This window comes from Streptomyces sp. 2A115 (assembly GCF_052245575.1).
Lineage (GTDB): Bacteria > Actinomycetota > Actinomycetes > Streptomycetales > Streptomycetaceae > Streptomyces.
Genome location: NZ_JBQQCG010000002.1, coordinates 22,758 through 38,605, shown reverse-complemented (window position 1 = coordinate 38,605; position 15,848 = coordinate 22,758). Strand labels below are relative to the sequence as shown.

At 70.0% G+C, this 15,848-nt stretch carries 16 protein-coding genes and 2 pseudogenes; 11 read left to right on the top strand and 7 right to left on the bottom strand.

Going from position 1 to position 15,848, the window contains the following annotated elements:
• Positions 1 to 4 precede the first annotated feature (4 nt).
• Both ACTWQR_RS01745 and ACTWQR_RS01740 read left to right on the top strand, forming a co-directional pair.
• Positions 5 to 1,480, top strand: coding sequence for an FAD-binding protein (locus tag ACTWQR_RS01745; protein WP_443225050.1), 1,476 nt, complete (start codon positions 5 to 7; stop codon positions 1,478 to 1,480).
• Between the two features lie 63 nt (positions 1,481 to 1,543).
• Entirely contained in the window at positions 1,544 to 2,611 is a 1,068-nt protein-coding gene (locus tag ACTWQR_RS01740) for a zinc-binding alcohol dehydrogenase family protein (protein ID WP_443225289.1), read from the top strand.
• 47 nt (positions 2,612 to 2,658) lie between these two features.
• Here ACTWQR_RS01740 and ACTWQR_RS01735 read toward each other — a convergent pair whose 3' ends face one another.
• The gene (locus tag ACTWQR_RS01735) at positions 2,659 to 3,642 is read right to left on the bottom strand and encodes a helix-turn-helix domain-containing protein (protein ID WP_443225049.1); all 984 of its coding nucleotides are present in this window, start codon (positions 3,640 to 3,642) and stop codon (positions 2,659 to 2,661) included.
• A gap of 278 nt (positions 3,643 to 3,920) precedes the next feature.
• On the opposite strand from ACTWQR_RS01735, the pseudogene ACTWQR_RS01730 reads away from it, so the two are divergent.
• From ACTWQR_RS01730 to ACTWQR_RS01715, 4 genes and pseudogenes are all read left to right on the top strand, one after another.
• Positions 3,921 to 4,123 (top strand): annotated as a pseudogene (locus tag ACTWQR_RS01730) (alpha/beta fold hydrolase); the annotation flags it as partial.
• A gap of 104 nt (positions 4,124 to 4,227) precedes the next feature.
• Positions 4,228 to 5,055 carry an alpha/beta fold hydrolase gene (locus ACTWQR_RS01725; RefSeq protein ID WP_443225048.1) on the top strand — a complete coding sequence of 276 codons (828 nt, stop codon included), beginning with the start codon at positions 4,228 to 4,230 and terminating at the stop codon, positions 5,053 to 5,055.
• 14 nt (positions 5,056 to 5,069) lie between these two features.
• On the top strand, positions 5,070 to 5,861 hold the full coding sequence (locus ACTWQR_RS01720) for an alpha/beta hydrolase (protein ID WP_443225047.1): 792 nt from the start codon (positions 5,070 to 5,072) through the stop codon (positions 5,859 to 5,861).
• Positions 5,862 to 5,922: 61 nt separating this feature from the next.
• Complete coding sequence (locus ACTWQR_RS01715; protein ID WP_443225046.1) at positions 5,923 to 6,717, top strand: MBL fold metallo-hydrolase; 795 nt, start codon at positions 5,923 to 5,925, stop codon at positions 6,715 to 6,717.
• 180 nt (positions 6,718 to 6,897) lie between these two features.
• Here ACTWQR_RS01715 and ACTWQR_RS01710 read toward each other — a convergent pair whose 3' ends face one another.
• Positions 6,898 to 7,284, bottom strand: a complete 387-nt coding sequence (locus ACTWQR_RS01710) for a PPOX class F420-dependent oxidoreductase (RefSeq protein WP_443225045.1) — start codon at positions 7,282 to 7,284, stop codon at positions 6,898 to 6,900.
• 162 nt (positions 7,285 to 7,446) lie between these two features.
• Here ACTWQR_RS01710 and ACTWQR_RS01705 point away from each other — a divergent pair, with 162 nt between their 5' ends.
• Positions 7,447 to 8,058 (top strand): hypothetical protein, encoded by a 612-nt coding sequence (locus tag ACTWQR_RS01705; protein WP_443225044.1) that lies wholly within the window; start codon positions 7,447 to 7,449, stop codon positions 8,056 to 8,058.
• A gap of 55 nt (positions 8,059 to 8,113) precedes the next feature.
• On the top strand, positions 8,114 to 8,812 hold the full coding sequence (locus ACTWQR_RS01700; RefSeq protein ID WP_443225043.1) for a class F sortase: 699 nt from the start codon (positions 8,114 to 8,116) through the stop codon (positions 8,810 to 8,812).
• Positions 8,813 to 9,102: 290 nt separating this feature from the next.
• Here ACTWQR_RS01700 and ACTWQR_RS01695 read toward each other — a convergent pair whose 3' ends face one another.
• Together ACTWQR_RS01695 and ACTWQR_RS01690 are read right to left on the bottom strand one after the other, a co-directional pair.
• A complete protein-coding gene (locus ACTWQR_RS01695; protein WP_443225042.1) occupies positions 9,103 to 9,969 on the bottom strand; it encodes an ABC transporter permease in 867 nt (288 codons plus the stop codon).
• Entirely contained in the window at positions 9,966 to 10,874 is a 909-nt protein-coding gene (locus ACTWQR_RS01690) for an ABC transporter ATP-binding protein (RefSeq protein ID WP_443225041.1), read from the bottom strand. Before ACTWQR_RS01690 ends, ACTWQR_RS01695 begins: the two co-directional genes overlap by 4 nt.
• 133 nt (positions 10,875 to 11,007) lie before the next feature.
• Here ACTWQR_RS01690 and ACTWQR_RS01685 point away from each other — a divergent pair, with 133 nt between their 5' ends.
• Positions 11,008 to 12,219, top strand: a complete 1,212-nt coding sequence (locus tag ACTWQR_RS01685) for a sensor histidine kinase (protein WP_443225040.1) — start codon at positions 11,008 to 11,010, stop codon at positions 12,217 to 12,219.
• Positions 12,216 to 12,884, top strand: coding sequence for a response regulator (locus tag ACTWQR_RS01680; RefSeq protein ID WP_443225039.1), 669 nt, complete (start codon positions 12,216 to 12,218; stop codon positions 12,882 to 12,884). Before ACTWQR_RS01685 ends, ACTWQR_RS01680 begins: the two co-directional genes overlap by 4 nt.
• A 20-nt stretch (positions 12,885 to 12,904) precedes the next feature.
• On the opposite strand, the gene ACTWQR_RS01675 is transcribed toward ACTWQR_RS01680, so the two are convergent.
• Positions 12,905 to 13,906, bottom strand: coding sequence for an alpha/beta fold hydrolase (locus ACTWQR_RS01675; protein WP_443225038.1), 1,002 nt, complete (start codon positions 13,904 to 13,906; stop codon positions 12,905 to 12,907).
• A gap of 397 nt (positions 13,907 to 14,303) precedes the next feature.
• Between ACTWQR_RS01675 and ACTWQR_RS01670 the strand changes: the two are divergent.
• Positions 14,304 to 14,672 (top strand): annotated as a pseudogene (locus tag ACTWQR_RS01670) (Scr1 family TA system antitoxin-like transcriptional regulator); the annotation flags it as partial.
• 13 nt (positions 14,673 to 14,685) lie between these two features.
• Here ACTWQR_RS01670 and ACTWQR_RS01665 read toward each other — a convergent pair.
• Together ACTWQR_RS01665 and ACTWQR_RS01660 are read right to left on the bottom strand one after the other, a co-directional pair.
• Positions 14,686 to 14,844, bottom strand: a complete 159-nt coding sequence (locus tag ACTWQR_RS01665) for a hypothetical protein (protein WP_443225037.1) — start codon at positions 14,842 to 14,844, stop codon at positions 14,686 to 14,688.
• Positions 14,845 to 14,926: 82 nt separating this feature from the next.
• Complete coding sequence (locus ACTWQR_RS01660) at positions 14,927 to 15,778, bottom strand: SDR family oxidoreductase (RefSeq protein ID WP_443225036.1); 852 nt, start codon at positions 15,776 to 15,778, stop codon at positions 14,927 to 14,929.
• Between the last annotated feature and the right edge of the window lie 70 nt (positions 15,779 to 15,848).

The window sequence follows — 15,848 nt, the reverse complement described above, 5'->3', positions numbered from 1 at the left end:
TCCAGTGCCCGACTACGCGATGAACGAGTACGACGCTGCCGTGCCGCCGGGACCCGTCGGGCGCCTGGCCGAGAGGCTCACCGGGCCTGTCTTCCTCCCCGGAGAGCCCGGCTACGCCGAGGAGGCGGAGGCCTTCGACCGGTCCGTGCGGCACCGGCCCGCGCTGATCGTCGGCGCCGCGCACTCCGCCGACGTGGTGATGGCCGTGCGCTTCGCTCGCGAGAGCGGTCTGGGCGTCGCCGTCCAGGCCACCGGCCACGGGGTGGCGCTCCCGGCCGACGACACCGCGCTGCTCGTCTCGACGCGGCGGATGAACGGACACAGCGTCGACCCCGAGCGGCGTACAGTGCGGCTGGAAGCGGGCACCCTGTGGCGGGATGTGATCCCGACGGCCGCCCGCCACGGCCTCGCCCCGCTGAACGGTTCCGCGCCCTTCGTCGGCGCCGTCTCGTACACCCTCGGCGGTGGCATCGGCGTCATGGCCCGCCGCCACGGCTTTGCCGCCGACCATGTCCGGCGTATCGAGGTCGTCACCGCCGACGGCGAACCGCGCACCGCCACCGAGGAGGAGAACTCCGACCTCTTCTGGGCGCTGCGCGGCGGCAAGGGCAATTTCGGGGTCGTGACGGCGCTGGAGGCGGACCTGTTCGAGGTCCCCCGGCTCTACGGCGGCGGCCTCTTCTTCCCCGCCGAGTCCATCCGCGAGGTGCTGCACTTCTACCGCACCTGGGTCACCGAGGTGCCCGACGAACTCAGCTCGTCGTTCTTCATGATGCCGTGGCCCGACGCACCCGGCGTACCCGATGAACTGCGCGGCCGCTTCGCCCTGCATCTGCGGCTGTGCCACGTCGGACCACCGGAGGACGGTGCCCGGCTCATCAAGCCTCTGCGGCAGGTCGCCGAACCGCTGCTCGACACGGTCACCGACATCCCGTACACCGAGGTCGGCACCATCCACAACGACCCGCCGACACCGGGCTCGTACCACATCAACAACTTCCAGCTCACCCATCTCGACCACGACGCGGTGGAGGCCATCCTCAATCTGGCGGGGCCCGGAGCGGACGGTGCGGTGGGCATCGAGATCCGCCATCTCGGCGGCGCGCTCGCCCGCTCGCCACGTGTGCCGAGCGCGGTCGCGCGCCCCACCGCCCGGTTCCAGCTGTACTCGGCGGGCGTCCTCGGCGTCGGCGACGACGACGCCGTCCACGCCGCTCACGACCTGGTGGTCGACACCCTCAGGCCATGGAACAGCGGCATGCGGACCCTCAACTTCATGGCCGGCGTCGCCCACACCGACCCCGAGGACGTGCGTCAGGCGTTCTCGCAGAACGCGTATGCGCGGCTCGTCGCACTCAAGTCCGCCTACGACCCGGGGAACATGTTCCGCTTCAACCACAACATCCCGCCGGGGAATATTTCTCTCGAATCCCGTAGGCAGACGTCGAATTCAATTCCCGCGGATATGCCTCGCATTTGATGCGTGTATGCGGTTGATTCGAATAAAATGCAAGGGCGGGCAGACGGAGACGACATGACGACGATGAACGCCTGGGAAGTGGCCGAGCCAGGACCGATCGAGCAGGGGCCCTTGCGGCTCGTCGAGAAACCGGTCCCCGCGCCGGGGCCCGACGAACTCCTCGTCCAGGTGACCGCCTGCGGCGTCTGCCGCACCGACCTGCACGTCAGCGAGGGGGATCTGCCCGCGCACCGGCCACGAGTGACACCGGGGCACGAGGTCGTGGGACGGGTGGCGGGGATGGGAGCCGCGGCGACTGGATACGCCGTCGGGGACCGCGTCGGGGTGGCCTGGTTGAGCCGTACCGACGGCACGTGCGCGTACTGCGTGCGCGGGACCGAGAACCTCTGCCCGAACTCGCGCCACACAGGCTGGGACACCGACGGCGGCTACGCGGAGTACACCACCGTGCCGGCCGCCTTCGCCTACCGGCTGCCCGGCGACCTCGACGACGTCGCGCTGGCCCCTCTCCTGTGCGCGGGCATCATCGGCTACCGCGCCCTGCGCCGCGCCTCCCTGCCCCCAGGCGGGCGCCTCGGCCTGTACGGCTTCGGCGGCAGCGCCCACCTCTGCGCCCAGGTGGCTCTGGCCCAGGGCGCGACCGTCCACGTACTGACCCGCGGCCCGGCCGCCCAGAGCCTCGCCCTCGCTCTCGGCGCCACCTCCGTGGCCGGGGCGTACGACGCGCCCCCGGAACCGCTGGACAGCGCCATCCTCTTCGCCCCCGTCGGCGACCTGGTACCCGTCGCGCTGCGCGCACTCGACCGTGGTGGCATCCTCTCGATCGCCGGCATCCACCTCAGCGACGTCCCGCCGCTCGACTACGAGCGCGAGCTCTTCTACGAGAAGGAGGTACGCAGCGTCACCTCCAACACCCGAGAGGACGGCCGGGAGTTCCTGACCCTCGCGGCCCGCCACGGCGTACACGCCACGACCCACACATACCCGATGTCCCAGGCCCCGCAGGCCCTCCGGGACCTCAAGGCGAGCCGCTTCGACGGGGCGGCCGTGCTGGTCGACGACCGGGAACCGGGTTGGTCCCGGTCGAGCCCGAGCCCGGCCAGGGCCCGGAACATCGACAGTCCCCATTAGGGCCGGGGGTTGGCGCGGTGGCTGATGCTCCGTTTCCAGTCCTGGCCCTACTGGAGTTCGTCACGGGACAACGCGGTAGCCCGTTGGTGGGGGAGCTGCCGCCATTCGCGGGGCGTGGCACCGTAGGTCTGACGGAAGCGGCGGGAGAAGAAGGCGGGGTTGGTGAAGCCCCAGGAGCGGGCGACGGCCTCGATCGTGCGGTGGGCGTGTTCGGGCGCGATCAGGTCGCGGCGGGCGCCTTCCAGACGTCGACGGATGATCCATTTCTCCAGGCTGAGGCCGCCTTCCTCACACAGCCGGTAGAGGGTCCGTACGGAGATGTTGTGTGCCCAGGCGATGCGCTGGGGGGTGAGACCGGGGTCGGTCAGATGCGCGCGGATGTAGGCGAGGACGCGGGTGAGGATGGTGTCTTCCCCGACTGTCCGGCGGGTGTGGTCGTCAGCGGCCACCGACACGATGAGGGCACGGGTGAGTTCCAGTGTGGCGGAGGCGAGTGCTTCGGCGCCGGCTTCGGCGCTCAGCCGGCCGGCGTCACGGTGCAGGCTGCGGATGTGGTGCAGCAGTAAGGGGCCGATCTTGCTCTGGTGCAGGAGGGGAATCGCGGCGCGGATCAGGTGCTCGGGTAAGCCGAGACGGTCGGCGTCGACCATGAACGCCACGGACACTCCTGCCCCCGACCATCCGTACTCGTAGCCCGCGGTCTTGTGCGCGAGGGCCAGGGCGTCGGGCCCTACGTGCTGCTGGTGGCCGTTCCAGGTGAAGGCGCCCGTTCCCCGGCTCTGGGTGATGATCGAGACGGAGTTCATCGAGTCGAACCGTGCGTGCTGCCGCGTGCGCCAGATGCGCATGCCCGTGCCGTGCGTGGCGAACAGGGTCAAAGGGCCGAAATGCCAGACCTCGAGTCTCTTCCAGATACCGGCCTCGGGATGTTCCTGCTCGATGGAGCAGCTACCGCTCTCTCCGGCAGCCACCGCGTGAAACGCCTCGATCCGGTCGGCGGCCGGAATGTCCTTCGTGTCCAAGACCAGCACAGTGCCCCCCAGGGCCGGCGCAGCGGTACCCCTCCGCCGCGAAACCAGTCCCCGGATTCTCCACCGAACCTTCACCGATCGGTAGAGGGTCCTCCGACGGCCGGACCGGAACGGCCACCTCCGCCCGCTGCGGCCCTCGATGCGCTGCGTGGCGGGCAGGGAACAGTTTCCGGCGCGCACGGTAAAAGCCCTCCCTCGATGCGCTGCCACCATCGCCGTCATCCGAGTCGCACATCGCCCGATGACGGGAGCGCTCCCATGAGGAACACCATCACCACGAGGACCTGGGGCGCTTCGACATCCCCACCTTCATCGCCCACGGCGACGACGACCAGATCGTCCCGATCGTCGCGGCCGGCCCGGAGTCGGCCAAGCTCGTCAAAGACGCGACGCTGAAGGTCTATCCGGGTGCTCCGCACGGTCTCGTGGGCGCGTACAAGACGAGTTCGACGCCGACCTGCTGGCGTTCCTCGCCTCCTGAATCCCATCGGCCCGCGTCCTCACGAGTCTCGGGGCACCCGTCCCCACCGCAGCGCCCGCCGGCACATCCGCACCGTCCAGCCCTCCTGACCGAAAGGGTTCGTCATGCGTGTTCCCGTTCCGCGCCGTCTACTGGCGGCACTGGCCGCCGGCGTTCTCATCGTCGTCGGCGCGGTCTCCGCCCAGGCGACCCCCCACAGACCCGGGCAGGCCGAGAAGGAGCCGAAGCCGACCGTCGTGCTCGTGCACGGCGCGTTCGCCGACGCCTCCGGCTTCAACGACACCATCGCGCTGCTGCAGAAGGCCGGCTTCCCGGTCATCGCGCCGGCCAACCCGCTGCGGGACACGGCGGGCGACGCCGCCTACATCTCCAGCGTGGTGGACACCATCCCCGGCCCGGTCATCCTGGCGGCCCACTCCTACGGTGGCATCGTCATCACCAACGCCGCCCGTGGCCATGCCAACGTCAAGGCCCTTGTGTACATGGGGGCGTTCGCGCCCGACGAGGGCGAGAGCGCACTGCAACTGGCCGGCCAGTTCCCGGGCAGTGAACTGGGCGCCGCCCTGATCCCCCGCAGCTACCCGGTGCCCGGCGGCGAACCGGGCACCGACGGCTACATCGACGCCGCGAAGTTTCGGGCCGTGTTCGCCGCCGATCTGCCCGCCTCCCGGACTCGTCTGATGGCAGCCACCCAGCGCCCCGGCAGCGTCCAGGGCCTCGGCGGCCCCAGCGGTGCGCCCGCGTGGAAGACCGTCCCGTCCTGGTACCTGATCCCGACCGAGGACAAGGTCATCCCGCCCGCCGCCCAGCGGTTCATGGCCAAGCGCGCAGGCAGCAAGGTGACCGAGATCCGGTCCTCGCACGTGGTCATGATCTCCCACCCGGAAGCCGCCACCAAGATCATCAAGTCGGCCTACGCCGCCACCCGTTGAAGGAGCGAACGCTCATGAAACCGGACACCATCGTCCTCATCCACGGCTTCTGGGTGACACCCCGCAGCTGGGAGCACTGGATCACCCACTACCAGTCCCAAGGATTTCGGGTACTGGCCCCGGCCTACCCCGGCTTCGAGGTGGAGGTGGAGGCGCTCAACGCCGACCCCACCCCAATCGAGGAACTCACCGTCCCCGCGGTCATCGCATCGCTGGAGAAGCTGATCGACGGCCTCGACACCCGGCCGATCATCATGGGCCACTCCGCCGGCGGTGTGTTCACCCAGATCCTGCTCGACCATGGATACGGCAGCGCCGGAGTAGCCATCAACTCCGCACCCACCGAGGGCGTGGCGACGGTCCCGCTGTCGCAGCTGAAGGCGACCTTCCCGGTGCTGAAGAACCCCGCCAACCGGCACAAGGCCGTCGGATTCACCTACGACCAGTGGCGCTACGCCTTCACCAACACCTTCCCCGAGGACCAGGCCCGCGCCTTGTACGAGCGCTACCACATCCCGGCCTCCGGCCATGTGTTCTGGGGCAGCGCGCTGGCCAACATCCACCCCGGCCACGCCGACTCGTACGTGAACTACCGCAACGACGACCGCGCGCCGCTGCTGTTCATCGCGGGCGAGAACGACCACCTGATGCCACCGAAGATCCAGCGCTCCAACGCCAAGCACTACAAGTCGCACACCGTCACCGAGATCGTCGAATATCCCGGACGATCCCACCTGATGCCCGCCCAGCAGGGCTGGGAAGAGATCGCCGACCACGCCCTGGCCTGGGCCCTCGACCACACCTGACAGACACCTGCTCACCACCTCGGTGCCCGGAATGCCGGGCACCGAGGGACAGGAAGAGCCCATGACGGAAGTCCGGTTCACGCACATCGGCGGCCCCACCGTCCTCATCGAGTTCGCCGGCTGGCGGCTGCTGACCGACCCGACCTTCGATCCTCCCGGCCGCACCTACGCCTTCGGCTGGGGGACGTCCTCCCGCAAACTCACCGGCCCCGCCCTGCCGCCCCAGAGCATCGGACCGATCGACGCGGTACTGCTCACCCACGACCACCACGGCGACAACCTCGACGACGCCGGCCGTGCCCTGCTCGCCGGGGTCACCACTGTGGTGACCACGCGTACGGGGGCGCGGCGGCTGGGCGGCACGACGGTTCGAGGCCTGAAGGCCGGACAGACCACCCGGTTGGAGGCGCCGGACCGGCCGCCCATCGACATCACAGCCACCCCCTGCCGGCACGGCCCGCCGCTCAGCCGCCCCATCACCGGCGAGGTCGTCGGATTCGCCCTCACCTGGCCCGGACAACATCACGGACCGCTGTGGATCACCGGCGACACGGTCCTGTACCGCGCTCTCCGCAAGACCGCCGCCGCCCTGCGCCCGGGCACGGTCCTGCTCCACCTGGGCGGCGTCCAGTTCCCCATCACCGGTCCCGCTCGCTACACCATGACGGCCGCCGACGCCCTCGACCTGTGCGAAACCATCCGCCCCAGGACGGTGTGCCCCGTCCACTACGAAGGCTGGCAGCACTTCCACGAAGGGCGCGAAACCCTCGTCGCGGAACTGGAGACCGTCCCCTCCGAGCGCAGCAAGGCATTCACCTGGCTGCCTCGCGGCACCGCACACCCGACCATCGTCTAAGCCGCCCTTCCCCGGCATGGAACATGGCCGCGGTCCCGGCTTCCTGCGGGTCTGGTGCATCTGGCCACGACGGGGGCCGACCGGGGCCGGCGAAGGTCAGTAAGGTCCGTCCGCGGTCGCGTCAGGCCCGCGGACGCCCGAGCCGCAGGCGACAGCTCGCAGCGGTGCCGACGCCCTGGCCTACGACGCCACTGACACCCGGATCCCGACCGTCCCGTCCTTCCCGCGCCGCAGTCGGCTGCCGAACAGGCTGAGCCGGCCGACGACACCGTATTTGCGGGCGATCAGCTTCCGGTACCGCTCCGTTACGTCCTGGTCGCAGATCTCGGCAGTGGCCGGGACCTGCTCACCGGTCGGATTGCCGCGCGCGTCGCACGGTCCCACCAGCACGTCGGCGCGGTTGCGGATCCGCTTCACCTTCCAGGAGTCCGCGACGGTCCAGACTCCCAGCGTGTCGCCGTCGCGGACCACCCACACCGGGGTCGCGACCTGCGTGCCGTTCTTCCGATAGCTCGTGATCAGCAGGTACTTGGCGGCACCGAGCCGCTCGAGCGCAGTCTTGTCCACGCCGGGAGTCTAGGCGGCACGGGATCAGGCCAGGACCTTGGTCCGGACGAGCGATATCTGACGCTTCATCAGCGTTGTGCCGGGTCTTCGGCCCCGAGATGTGAAAGGGAGTCGGATGCAGAACCGATTCGTACGACAATCATTCCGCTCGGAGGAATCCGCATGCCTCTCTCGTCCCTCCCCCGCTCCGCCCGTGCCCGCACGGGCGCCGCCGCCCTCACGGCGCTCACCATCGCAGGAACCGCCCTACTCGGGGCACCGGCCGCCTTCGCCGCCCCTGGCGACAACGGCGACGTCAAGATCCACGACGCGGTGAAGACACCATCCTCCACCAACCCGCGCAACGATCCGAAGGTCTGCGAGTTCTACCTCGCCGCCTTCAACTTCGACAGGGCGCAAACCATCAGCTGGGACATCAAGCCGCAGCCCGCGACATCGGGAAGCGCCACGCTCAACGGCACGCTCCTCCTCCCGACCGGCGCGGGCCGCACGCCCGCCGAGACCGACGTGCCCAACACGCTGAAGCTGCCCGACGGCCAGTACAAGCTCACCTGGAAGATCGTGGGTGGCCTGGGCGCGGGCAAGCACAAGGTGTTCAAGGTCGACTGCAAGACGCCCCCGGCCAGCCCCAACGGTGCGGTTCCCGCGGGCGGCGGCGGTCTCGCCGAGCCGAGCGTGTCGGCGGTCGGCGCCGCGGCCGCGGTGGGCCTGGTCGGTGTCTCGGGCTTCGCCTACTTCCGGATGCTGCGCCGCCGGCCCGATGGCGCCGCGTAGTCACACGCCCAGGCACTGGTACCGGACGCGCGCCTACCGCCTGACGAGGACGGCCGTGATCGCCCTCTCGCTGGTGGTGGGCGGCATCTGGTGGATCGAGGACGACGGCCGCCCCGCAGGTCCGGTGGCCGCCCCCGTCGCGGAGCCCGGGGACGCGAAGGCGTCCCCGGGTCCCCCCGGCGTCTCGCCCCCCTCGGTCTCGCCGACACCGGTGCCCCGGCGCAGCCACGCCCGCCCCCGGCCTCCCGTCCGCCGCCCCAGTCCGGCACCCCGGCCGCTCCCTCGGTCCAGCGCAACGGTCCTGAGCATCCCGTATCTCAGTCTGGAAGCCCCGGTCATCGGACTGCGCCTGGACCGGGAGCGCCGGCTCACCACCCCGCCGGTGAACAACCCCAAACTGGTCGGCTGGTACGAGGGCGGCCCCTCGCCCGGAGAGCCGGGCACCGCCGTGGTGGTCGGCCACCTGGACACCGCCACCGGGCCCGCGGTCTTCGCCGGTCTGGACCAACTCGGGCCCGGCCGCCGCGTCGAGGCCCGCCGCGCCGACGGACGCATTGCCGTCTACACCGTGGACGCCGTCCGCACGTACGAGAAGGCGCGATTCCCCAGTCAGGAGGTGTACGGCCCCAGAAACCGCCCGGAGCTGAGGCTGATCACCTGCGGCGGAACGTACGACCGGAAGACCGGCTACCAGAGCAACGTCGTCGTCTTCGCACATCTGACGCAGACGCGCGGGCCCGCTCGCCACGCCTAGGGGTGCTTCGAAAGTCCCGCACGGCACCCACGGCGCCCGGGGCAGGGAACCGGAACCCCGGGTGCCGGGTCCTCGACCCGGGTACGCGGAAGATCACCTTTCGCCGTACGCCCCGTGGTCCGAGCGGGCCGTGCCGGACTCCGGCGATGACCTCAGCGACGATCAACGCGGAGGCGTCGGGGACTCGGCGGCTCGGGGACCTCACGGTCAACCGTCTCCGATTCGGGGAGTCGGTCGTGACAGTCGACGTCGCGCGCCCCGCTGTGCACGGGACGTCTGCCTGAGGCTGCTCACTGGTCGCGTCGCCGCACCGAGGTCACGGCCACGGCCGCCGCGACGACGGCCCAGACCGCGTAGACGATCCAGGCTCCGGTGACCGTCGACGGGTAGGCGACCGGCTGGTGGCCGACGGCGACCAGCCGGTCCCACGCACCGGCCGGCAGGGCGTGATCGACGACGGCCGCCCAGTGGCGGTCCGCGCTGAAGACGAGGGGCAGCAGCAGGAGGATCCCCACGCTGGCGACCATGGTGGCGGCGCTGTGCCGGATGACGGCACCCAGGGCCATTCCGACGAGCGCGGACACCGGCGCGAGGAGCGCGGACGCCGCGACGACGCGCAGTGCGCCGGGGTGGTCGATCGACACGCCGGCGTGCCGTGCGGACAGGACGGCCTGCGTGAGGCCGAACGAGGCCGCCGAGACGACCGCGCCGAACACGGTCGTGACGGCCGTGACCACGCCCGCCTTGGCGGCCATGACCGAGCGGCGGGCCGGGACGGCCGCGAACGTCGTGCGGATCAGACCGGTCCTGTACTCGCCGACGATCGCGGTGGCGCCGATCGCGCTGAGGGCGAGCATGAGGATCATGGCGGCGTTCGCGGTGAAGGCGATCGACAAGGGGATCCCGTCCCGGATGAAGCCGGCCCGGGAACGTGTGTCCGCCGCCGACCAGTATCGGTACTCGTCCCAGGCGGTGCCCACGTTGAACCCGATGACGGCCAGCGCGCTGAACACGAAGGCCCAGAGCGTCGAGCGCAGCGACCACAGCTTGACCCACTCGGCGGCGACGAGGTCGCGGAACCGGGCACGGGGCTCGGTGACTTGGGCGCGGACGGCCGTGGTCACGGGGGTGGCCGGGGTGGTCGGCGGAGTGGTCATCGGGGTTCTCCCGCGAGGTATTCGACACTGTCGGCGGTGAGTTCCATGAAGGCCTCCTCCAGGGAGGCTGCGCTGGTGGTCAGCTCGTGCAGCGGAACCCGGTGATGGAAGGCGAGTTCACCGATCCGGGCCGCGCTCAGGCCGGTCACGGTCAGCACGTCGGCGTCCTGGCCCACCGCCGCTCCCTCCTCGGTCAGCAAGGACGCCAGCGTGGCGGCATCGGGCGTCCGCACGGAGACACTCAGGCGGGTGCCGCGGGCCGCGAACTCCGTGAGGCTCTCGGCGGCGATCAGTCGGCCCCGGCCGATGACGACGAGCTGGTCCGCGGTGTTCTCCATCTCGGACATCAGATGGCTGGAGACGAACACCGTGCGGCCCTCGGCGGCCAGCCGCCGGAACAGTCCGCGGACCCACTTCACGCCCTCCGGGTCCAGCCCGTTGAGCGGCTCGTCGAAGACCAGCACCGGCGGATCTCCGAGCAGCGCGGCGGCGATACCGAGACGCTGTTTCATACCGAGCGAGAACCCGCTGATACGGCGTCGGCGCGCGGCCGCGAGCCCGACCTCCTCCAGCACCTCGTCGACCCGGCGGCGCGGGATGCGGTTGGAGCGGGCCAGTACCGACAGGTGCGCCGCCGCACTGCGGCCGCCGTGCACGTCGTGGGCGTCCAGAAGTGCGCCGACGTGCCGCAGGCCGCGCGGGCGGTCCCGGAACCGGTGGCCGTCGATGGTGACGGTTCCGCCGGTGGGGTCGTTCAGGCCGAGGACCATCCGGAGCGTGGTGCTCTTGCCGGCGCCGTTCGGGCCTAGGAAGCCGGTGACGTGTCCGGGGCGCACGGTGAAGCTCAGGTCGTTGACGGCTGTGGTGCCGCCGTATCGCTTCGTCAATTCGTTGACTTCGATCACGTGGCCAACGGTGCCGTGGGGCACGGCCGTTCGGCATCGGGCCGGCGGCGACAATCGCGCGGGGCGGGTGTCGACCGTGGGTGTACACCCACGGTCCGATGACCGGCCGGGATCATGTCGTTACGATCGGCGCATGCCCGCCACACCGCGACATCCCCTGCTCAAGCGCATACCGCCAGGCGTCTGGACGGCACTGGCCTGGTGTGCGGGTCTGGCGATCACCATGCTCATGCGTTTCCGGTTGCCCGGCCAGGAGGAGGCCGACGCCTACCGCACCGCTCTCCTCAGCAGCGCCAAGTGGGAGGGCTGGGCACTCCTCACGCTGGGCACCGCCTTGACGCTGGCCGGCAGTGCCCTGTTGCACCGTCGGTCGTTGTGGCCCCTGGCCCTGATGCTCGCCGGTTCGATCAGCGGGACGAGCGCGCTGAGCGTGGGGGCGATTCCCCTGCTGCAGTTCCTGGCGGTCGATCTCACGCTGTACTTCATCGCGGCGACCCGTCCCCGCCGGACCGGGGTCGTCGCCGTCTCCATGGCGCTCTTCACGCTCGCCGGCTTCCTGGCCGTCCGAGTGCTGAGCGGGTGGGGGATCGGAACCACGACCGAGCTGATCGTGGCCCTGACCGCCGTCATCGCCTGGCTCGTCGGCCATTCCACCCACCAGGCCCGGGAGTACGCCGCGAAGTCGCACGCCCAGGCCGCCACGCAGGCCGTCACCGCCGAACGGCTGCGTATCGCCCGGGAGTTGCACGACATGGTGGCCCACACCATCGGTATCGTCGCGCTCCAGGCCGGTGCGGCGCGGCGGGTCATCGACACCCAGCCGGCGCTGGCCCGCGAGGCGCTCGGCGAGGTGGAGAACGCGAGCCGGGAAACGCTGTCCGGCCTGCGCCGGATGCTGGGCGCCCTCCGCCTGGCCGAACCGGGGCACGCTACCGAGGCACCACCGCTCGATCCCGCCCTCGGCCTGGCCGACATCGACCGGCTGGCCGAGCGGACGACCGCCGCCGGCATCCGGGTCGACGTTCACTGGCGGGGCGAACGGCGGCCGCTGCCCCCGGAGATCGGCATGTCCGCGTACCGCATCGTGCAGGAGGCCGTCACCAATGTCGTACGCCATGCCGGCACCCGTTCCTGCCAGGTGACCGTCGACTGCCGGGACGAGGAACTGGCCATCGAGGTCCTCGACAGCGGGCCAGGCCCCGGTCGCTCCGCCGACACCGGCTACGGACTGCTCGGCATGCGTGAACGGGTCGGCCTGCTGCACGGGGAGTTCTCTGCCGCGCCGCGTCCCGAGGGCGGTTTCCGAGTGGCGGCGCGGTTGCCCGTACCGGCGGGTGTGCGATGACCGACCGTGTCGTACGAGTCGTACTCGCCGACGACCAGCCGCTCGTCCGCACCGCCCTGCGCATGGTGATGACCGACGTCCCCGACCTCGATGTCGTCGGGGAGGCGGGAACGGGGGCCGAGGCGGTCGAACTGGCCGAGTCGGAGCGCCCCGACGTCGTGGTGATGGACATCCGTATGCCGGGCATGGACGGTATCGAGGCCACCCGGCTGATCACGGAAGGCGGCACTGGCGCCCATGTCATCGTCCTGACCACCTTCGACGATGACGACTACCTCTACGGCGCGCTGCGCGCGGGCGCGGCGGGGTTCCTCGTGAAGGACATGGCCCTGGACGACATCCTCGCCGCGATACGGGTCGTAGCCACCGGCGACGGTCTGCTCGCGCCGAGTGTGACACGCCGTCTGATCAGGGAGTTCGCGGACCGTCCCGTATCCGACGCGCCCGACACGCGCACGGTCGAGGGGATCACCGACCGGGAACGCGAAGTCCTGACCCTCGTCGGGAACGGACTGTCCAACACCGAGATCGCCGAGCGGCTCTCCATCAGCGTCGCCACCGCGAAGACGTACGTGACCCGGTTGCTCGCCAAGCTGGGCGCCCGGGACCGGGTGCGGCTCGTCATCATCGCGTACGAGGCGGGGCTGGTGGCGTCGGCCCGTTGAGCGACTCGTCGAGGGACTGGTCAGTCGAGGAACTGGTCAAGGGAGGCCAGCCAATCGGTGAGGAGCCGGTTGACCTCGTCGGGGCGTTCCTGCTGCACCCAGTGGCCGCAGCCCTCGACGAGGTGCGAGGAGACCAGGCCGGGCAGCGTGGTGGGGAAGGCCTTGATCGCGTCCGCCAGCCAGGCGATGGAGGCGTCGAGTTCACCGGCGACGAAGAGCGACGGCTGGGTGATCGGCGCTCCGTCCCACTCGGCGAGGTCCTCCCAGTCGCGATCGACGTTGCGGTAGCGGTTGAGGGCTCCCGAGAACCCCGTGCGCTCGAACTCGCCCACAGCGAAGTCGAGTTCTGCCTCCGTGAGCCAGGACGGCCTGTCCTGTACGAACCGGTCGGAGAGCTTGCCGCCCCTCGGGACGAAGAAGACGCCGCTCTCTCCCGACGGCGGCATCGTGTCTGCCGACAGCGTCGCGTAGAACCCCGCCAGCCATCCCCGTACGTCCTGCTCGATCTCCGCCTCCGCCCTACCGGGCTCCTGGAAGTAGCGGACGTAGAACTCCTCGTCCCCGCCGATCATGGCGAAGGCGTCGGTCGGCCGGATCCCGCCCCGCGGCGAGTACGGCACGCCGAGCAGCCCGACGGCGGAGAAGACGTCGGGCCTGAGCAGTGCCGAGTCGGCGGCGATGGTCGAGCCCCAGTCGTGGCCGACGATCGCGGCGGTCTCCGCACCGAGGGCGCGTACGACAGCCACGTTGTCCTCGACATGCGCCCGCATCCGGTACGCCTCCACCTCGCTGGGCGTCGAAGAGCGCCCGTACCCGCGTACGTCGACGGCGACAGCGCGGTAGCCCGCCGCGGCGAGCGCGGGGAGCTGGTGACGCCAGGAGTACCAGAGCTCGGGAAAGCCGTGGATCAGTAGGACCAGAGGGCCGGTGCCCCGCTCCACGAGGTGGATACGGCCACCAGGGACGTCCACGAGTCGGTGCTGGGCGTCCGCTGGTGTGAACGGACTGGCGGGCTGAGCCATATGTCCTCCTCCGTGCTCTTTTTTCTCCTCTGTTTCCCCGGACCTGAGTCCGCTGATCCCGATCGTGGCTACACGTCCACGAAGGTGCGACCGATGTTGCCGTTTCGGCAATATCTCGCGAGGGGGCACGCCTGTGGGTGGGCATGCCGCGCAGGTCACGGACGGCCCTCCCGCCGGACAGAAGACCGCCCCGGGTGCTCGGCGCCCGGGGCGGTCTTCTGTGTCCAGGGAGAGCGATGGAGACCCCACGACGGACCTACGCGGCCATGGGCGGCTCATGGTCGTCCGCCCGAGGCGGCACCTCGGGCTTCTTGAAGCGGTGCCACGCGTCGCGTGCTTTCCCGGCGGAGTCGATCACGTCCGGGACCGGTCCAGCAGAGGCGCGCCTGCGCGAACGATCGACCGCACCTCGGAAATGTGGGTCCGGGAAGAGTCGGTCGTCGCCGGACTGATGCAGACCCCCGAATACGCGCGCCATGTCATCCAGCGGTACGCGGAACTCCTCGGCGGAGCCAGCGACATTGAGGCCGCCGCGCGTTCCCGGGTACAGCGGCAGGAGTGGCTGTACCCACCCGGCGGCAAGCTGCACGTCCTGATGTGGGAAGCCGCGTTGCGGTCGCTGATCTGCCCGCCCTTGTGATTGGACGACGCCGACAACATCGCTTTGTACTCGAAGGTCTGGAAGACCCTCCGCGAGTCGGCGGTGTACGGAGCCGACGCCCACAACGTCATCAACTCGGCACGGCGTGCGCTGAACCCGCGTTGAGCGCCCTCTGGCCTCAGCGCTTGACGGCGTCTCTCCGGAAGGGCCTCCGCCGGCGCTCCAGCTTGAACGGCACCTGGAAATCGGCCTCGGCGAGGATCGCCTCGGTCAGCCGCTTCTCGATCAGGTCGGCGTTCTCGCTCAGCGTCTTGATCTGCTCCAACTTCTCGTCCACCTTCGAGCTGATTCAGCGTCAGCGCGAGCGTAGAGCCGTAATAGCGGCGAGATTTCCTGACGCGTCGCGCCGGTGGGGCGGATCAGTGGGTGAAGGCGACAGATTCAGCGAGTTCCTTCTGGGTTTCGAGCGCGGTGAGACGTTCGGTGAGTGCCGCGTGGATTGCGCTGTAGGTGTCGGAGCCGAGAGCCAGGCGCAGGGGCGGGCTCGGGTGGCGGGTGGTGTCGTAGATGGCGGCGGCGAGCTTGGCCGGGTCGCCGGTGAAGACGCTCTCGTCCGCTGTTTCCAGGTAGTGCCGGGTCTGACCGACGGCATTGTCGCGGTAGACGGCCGTTTCGGTGGTGTATTGCAGGGCCGAAGCGAAGCCTGTGCGGGTGGCGCCGGGCTCGACCAGAGTGAGGTGGATGTCGAAATCGGAGACCTCGCGGCTGACGCTCTCGGTGAAGCCCTCCAGCCCCCACTTGCCCGCGTGATAGGAGCTGTGAGTGGGGATACCGACCTGGCCGCCCACGCTGGAAACCTGGATGATCCGGCCACCGCCCTGCTCACGCATCGGCTGCAGGAAGGCACGGGTGATCACCATCGGCGCGAGCAGGAGGACCTCGATCTGGTCGCGAATCTGCTCGACGGTCATTTCCTCGGCGGCGCCCACAACCGCGTATCCGGCATTGTTGACCACAATGTCCACCGGCCCGGACCGGAGAGTCCTGCCGACCACCTTGTCCACATCGGCCGGCCGCGTGAGGTCGAGGATCTCGACAGTCAGCCGGTCGCCGTACGTCTCGCGCAGGTCTTCAAGAGCTGTCTGGCGGCGGGCCGTCGCCGTAACGCGGTCGCCGTTCCGGAGGGCGTGCTCGGTGAGATGGCGGCCCAGACCACCGGAGGCTCCGGTGACGAACCAGTGACGTGAGGCCTTGTCGGAGGGAGCGGGCATGGGGGTCTCCTGAAGTAGAGTGATACCGGAACCTATTCCGTTTAAAGTTAAGCGGAACAGATTCCGGAAA

What these genes read in the sequence shown, in the direction of transcription:
- ACTWQR_RS01740 (WP_443225289.1), top strand. Translation starts at nt 1,544, where the DNA reads ATGAACGCCTGGGAAGTGGCCGAGCCAGGACCGATCGAGCAGGGGCCC.
- ACTWQR_RS01675 (WP_443225038.1), bottom strand. Translation starts at nt 13,906, where the DNA reads ATGGCTCAGCCCGCCAGTCCGTTCACACCAGCGGACGCCCAGCACCGA.
- ACTWQR_RS01715 (WP_443225046.1), top strand. Translation starts at nt 5,923, where the DNA reads ATGACGGAAGTCCGGTTCACGCACATCGGCGGCCCCACCGTCCTCATC.
- ACTWQR_RS01695 (WP_443225042.1), bottom strand. Translation starts at nt 9,969, where the DNA reads ATGACCACTCCGCCGACCACCCCGGCCACCCCCGTGACCACGGCCGTC.
- ACTWQR_RS01680 (WP_443225039.1), top strand. Translation starts at nt 12,216, where the DNA reads ATGACCGACCGTGTCGTACGAGTCGTACTCGCCGACGACCAGCCGCTC.
- ACTWQR_RS01720 (WP_443225047.1), top strand. Translation starts at nt 5,070, where the DNA reads ATGAAACCGGACACCATCGTCCTCATCCACGGCTTCTGGGTGACACCC.
- ACTWQR_RS01660 (WP_443225036.1), bottom strand. Translation starts at nt 15,778, where the DNA reads ATGCCCGCTCCCTCCGACAAGGCCTCACGTCACTGGTTCGTCACCGGA.
- ACTWQR_RS01725 (WP_443225048.1), top strand. Translation starts at nt 4,228, where the DNA reads ATGCGTGTTCCCGTTCCGCGCCGTCTACTGGCGGCACTGGCCGCCGGC.
- ACTWQR_RS01705 (WP_443225044.1), top strand. Translation starts at nt 7,447, where the DNA reads ATGCCTCTCTCGTCCCTCCCCCGCTCCGCCCGTGCCCGCACGGGCGCC.
- ACTWQR_RS01685 (WP_443225040.1), top strand. Translation starts at nt 11,008, where the DNA reads ATGCCCGCCACACCGCGACATCCCCTGCTCAAGCGCATACCGCCAGGC.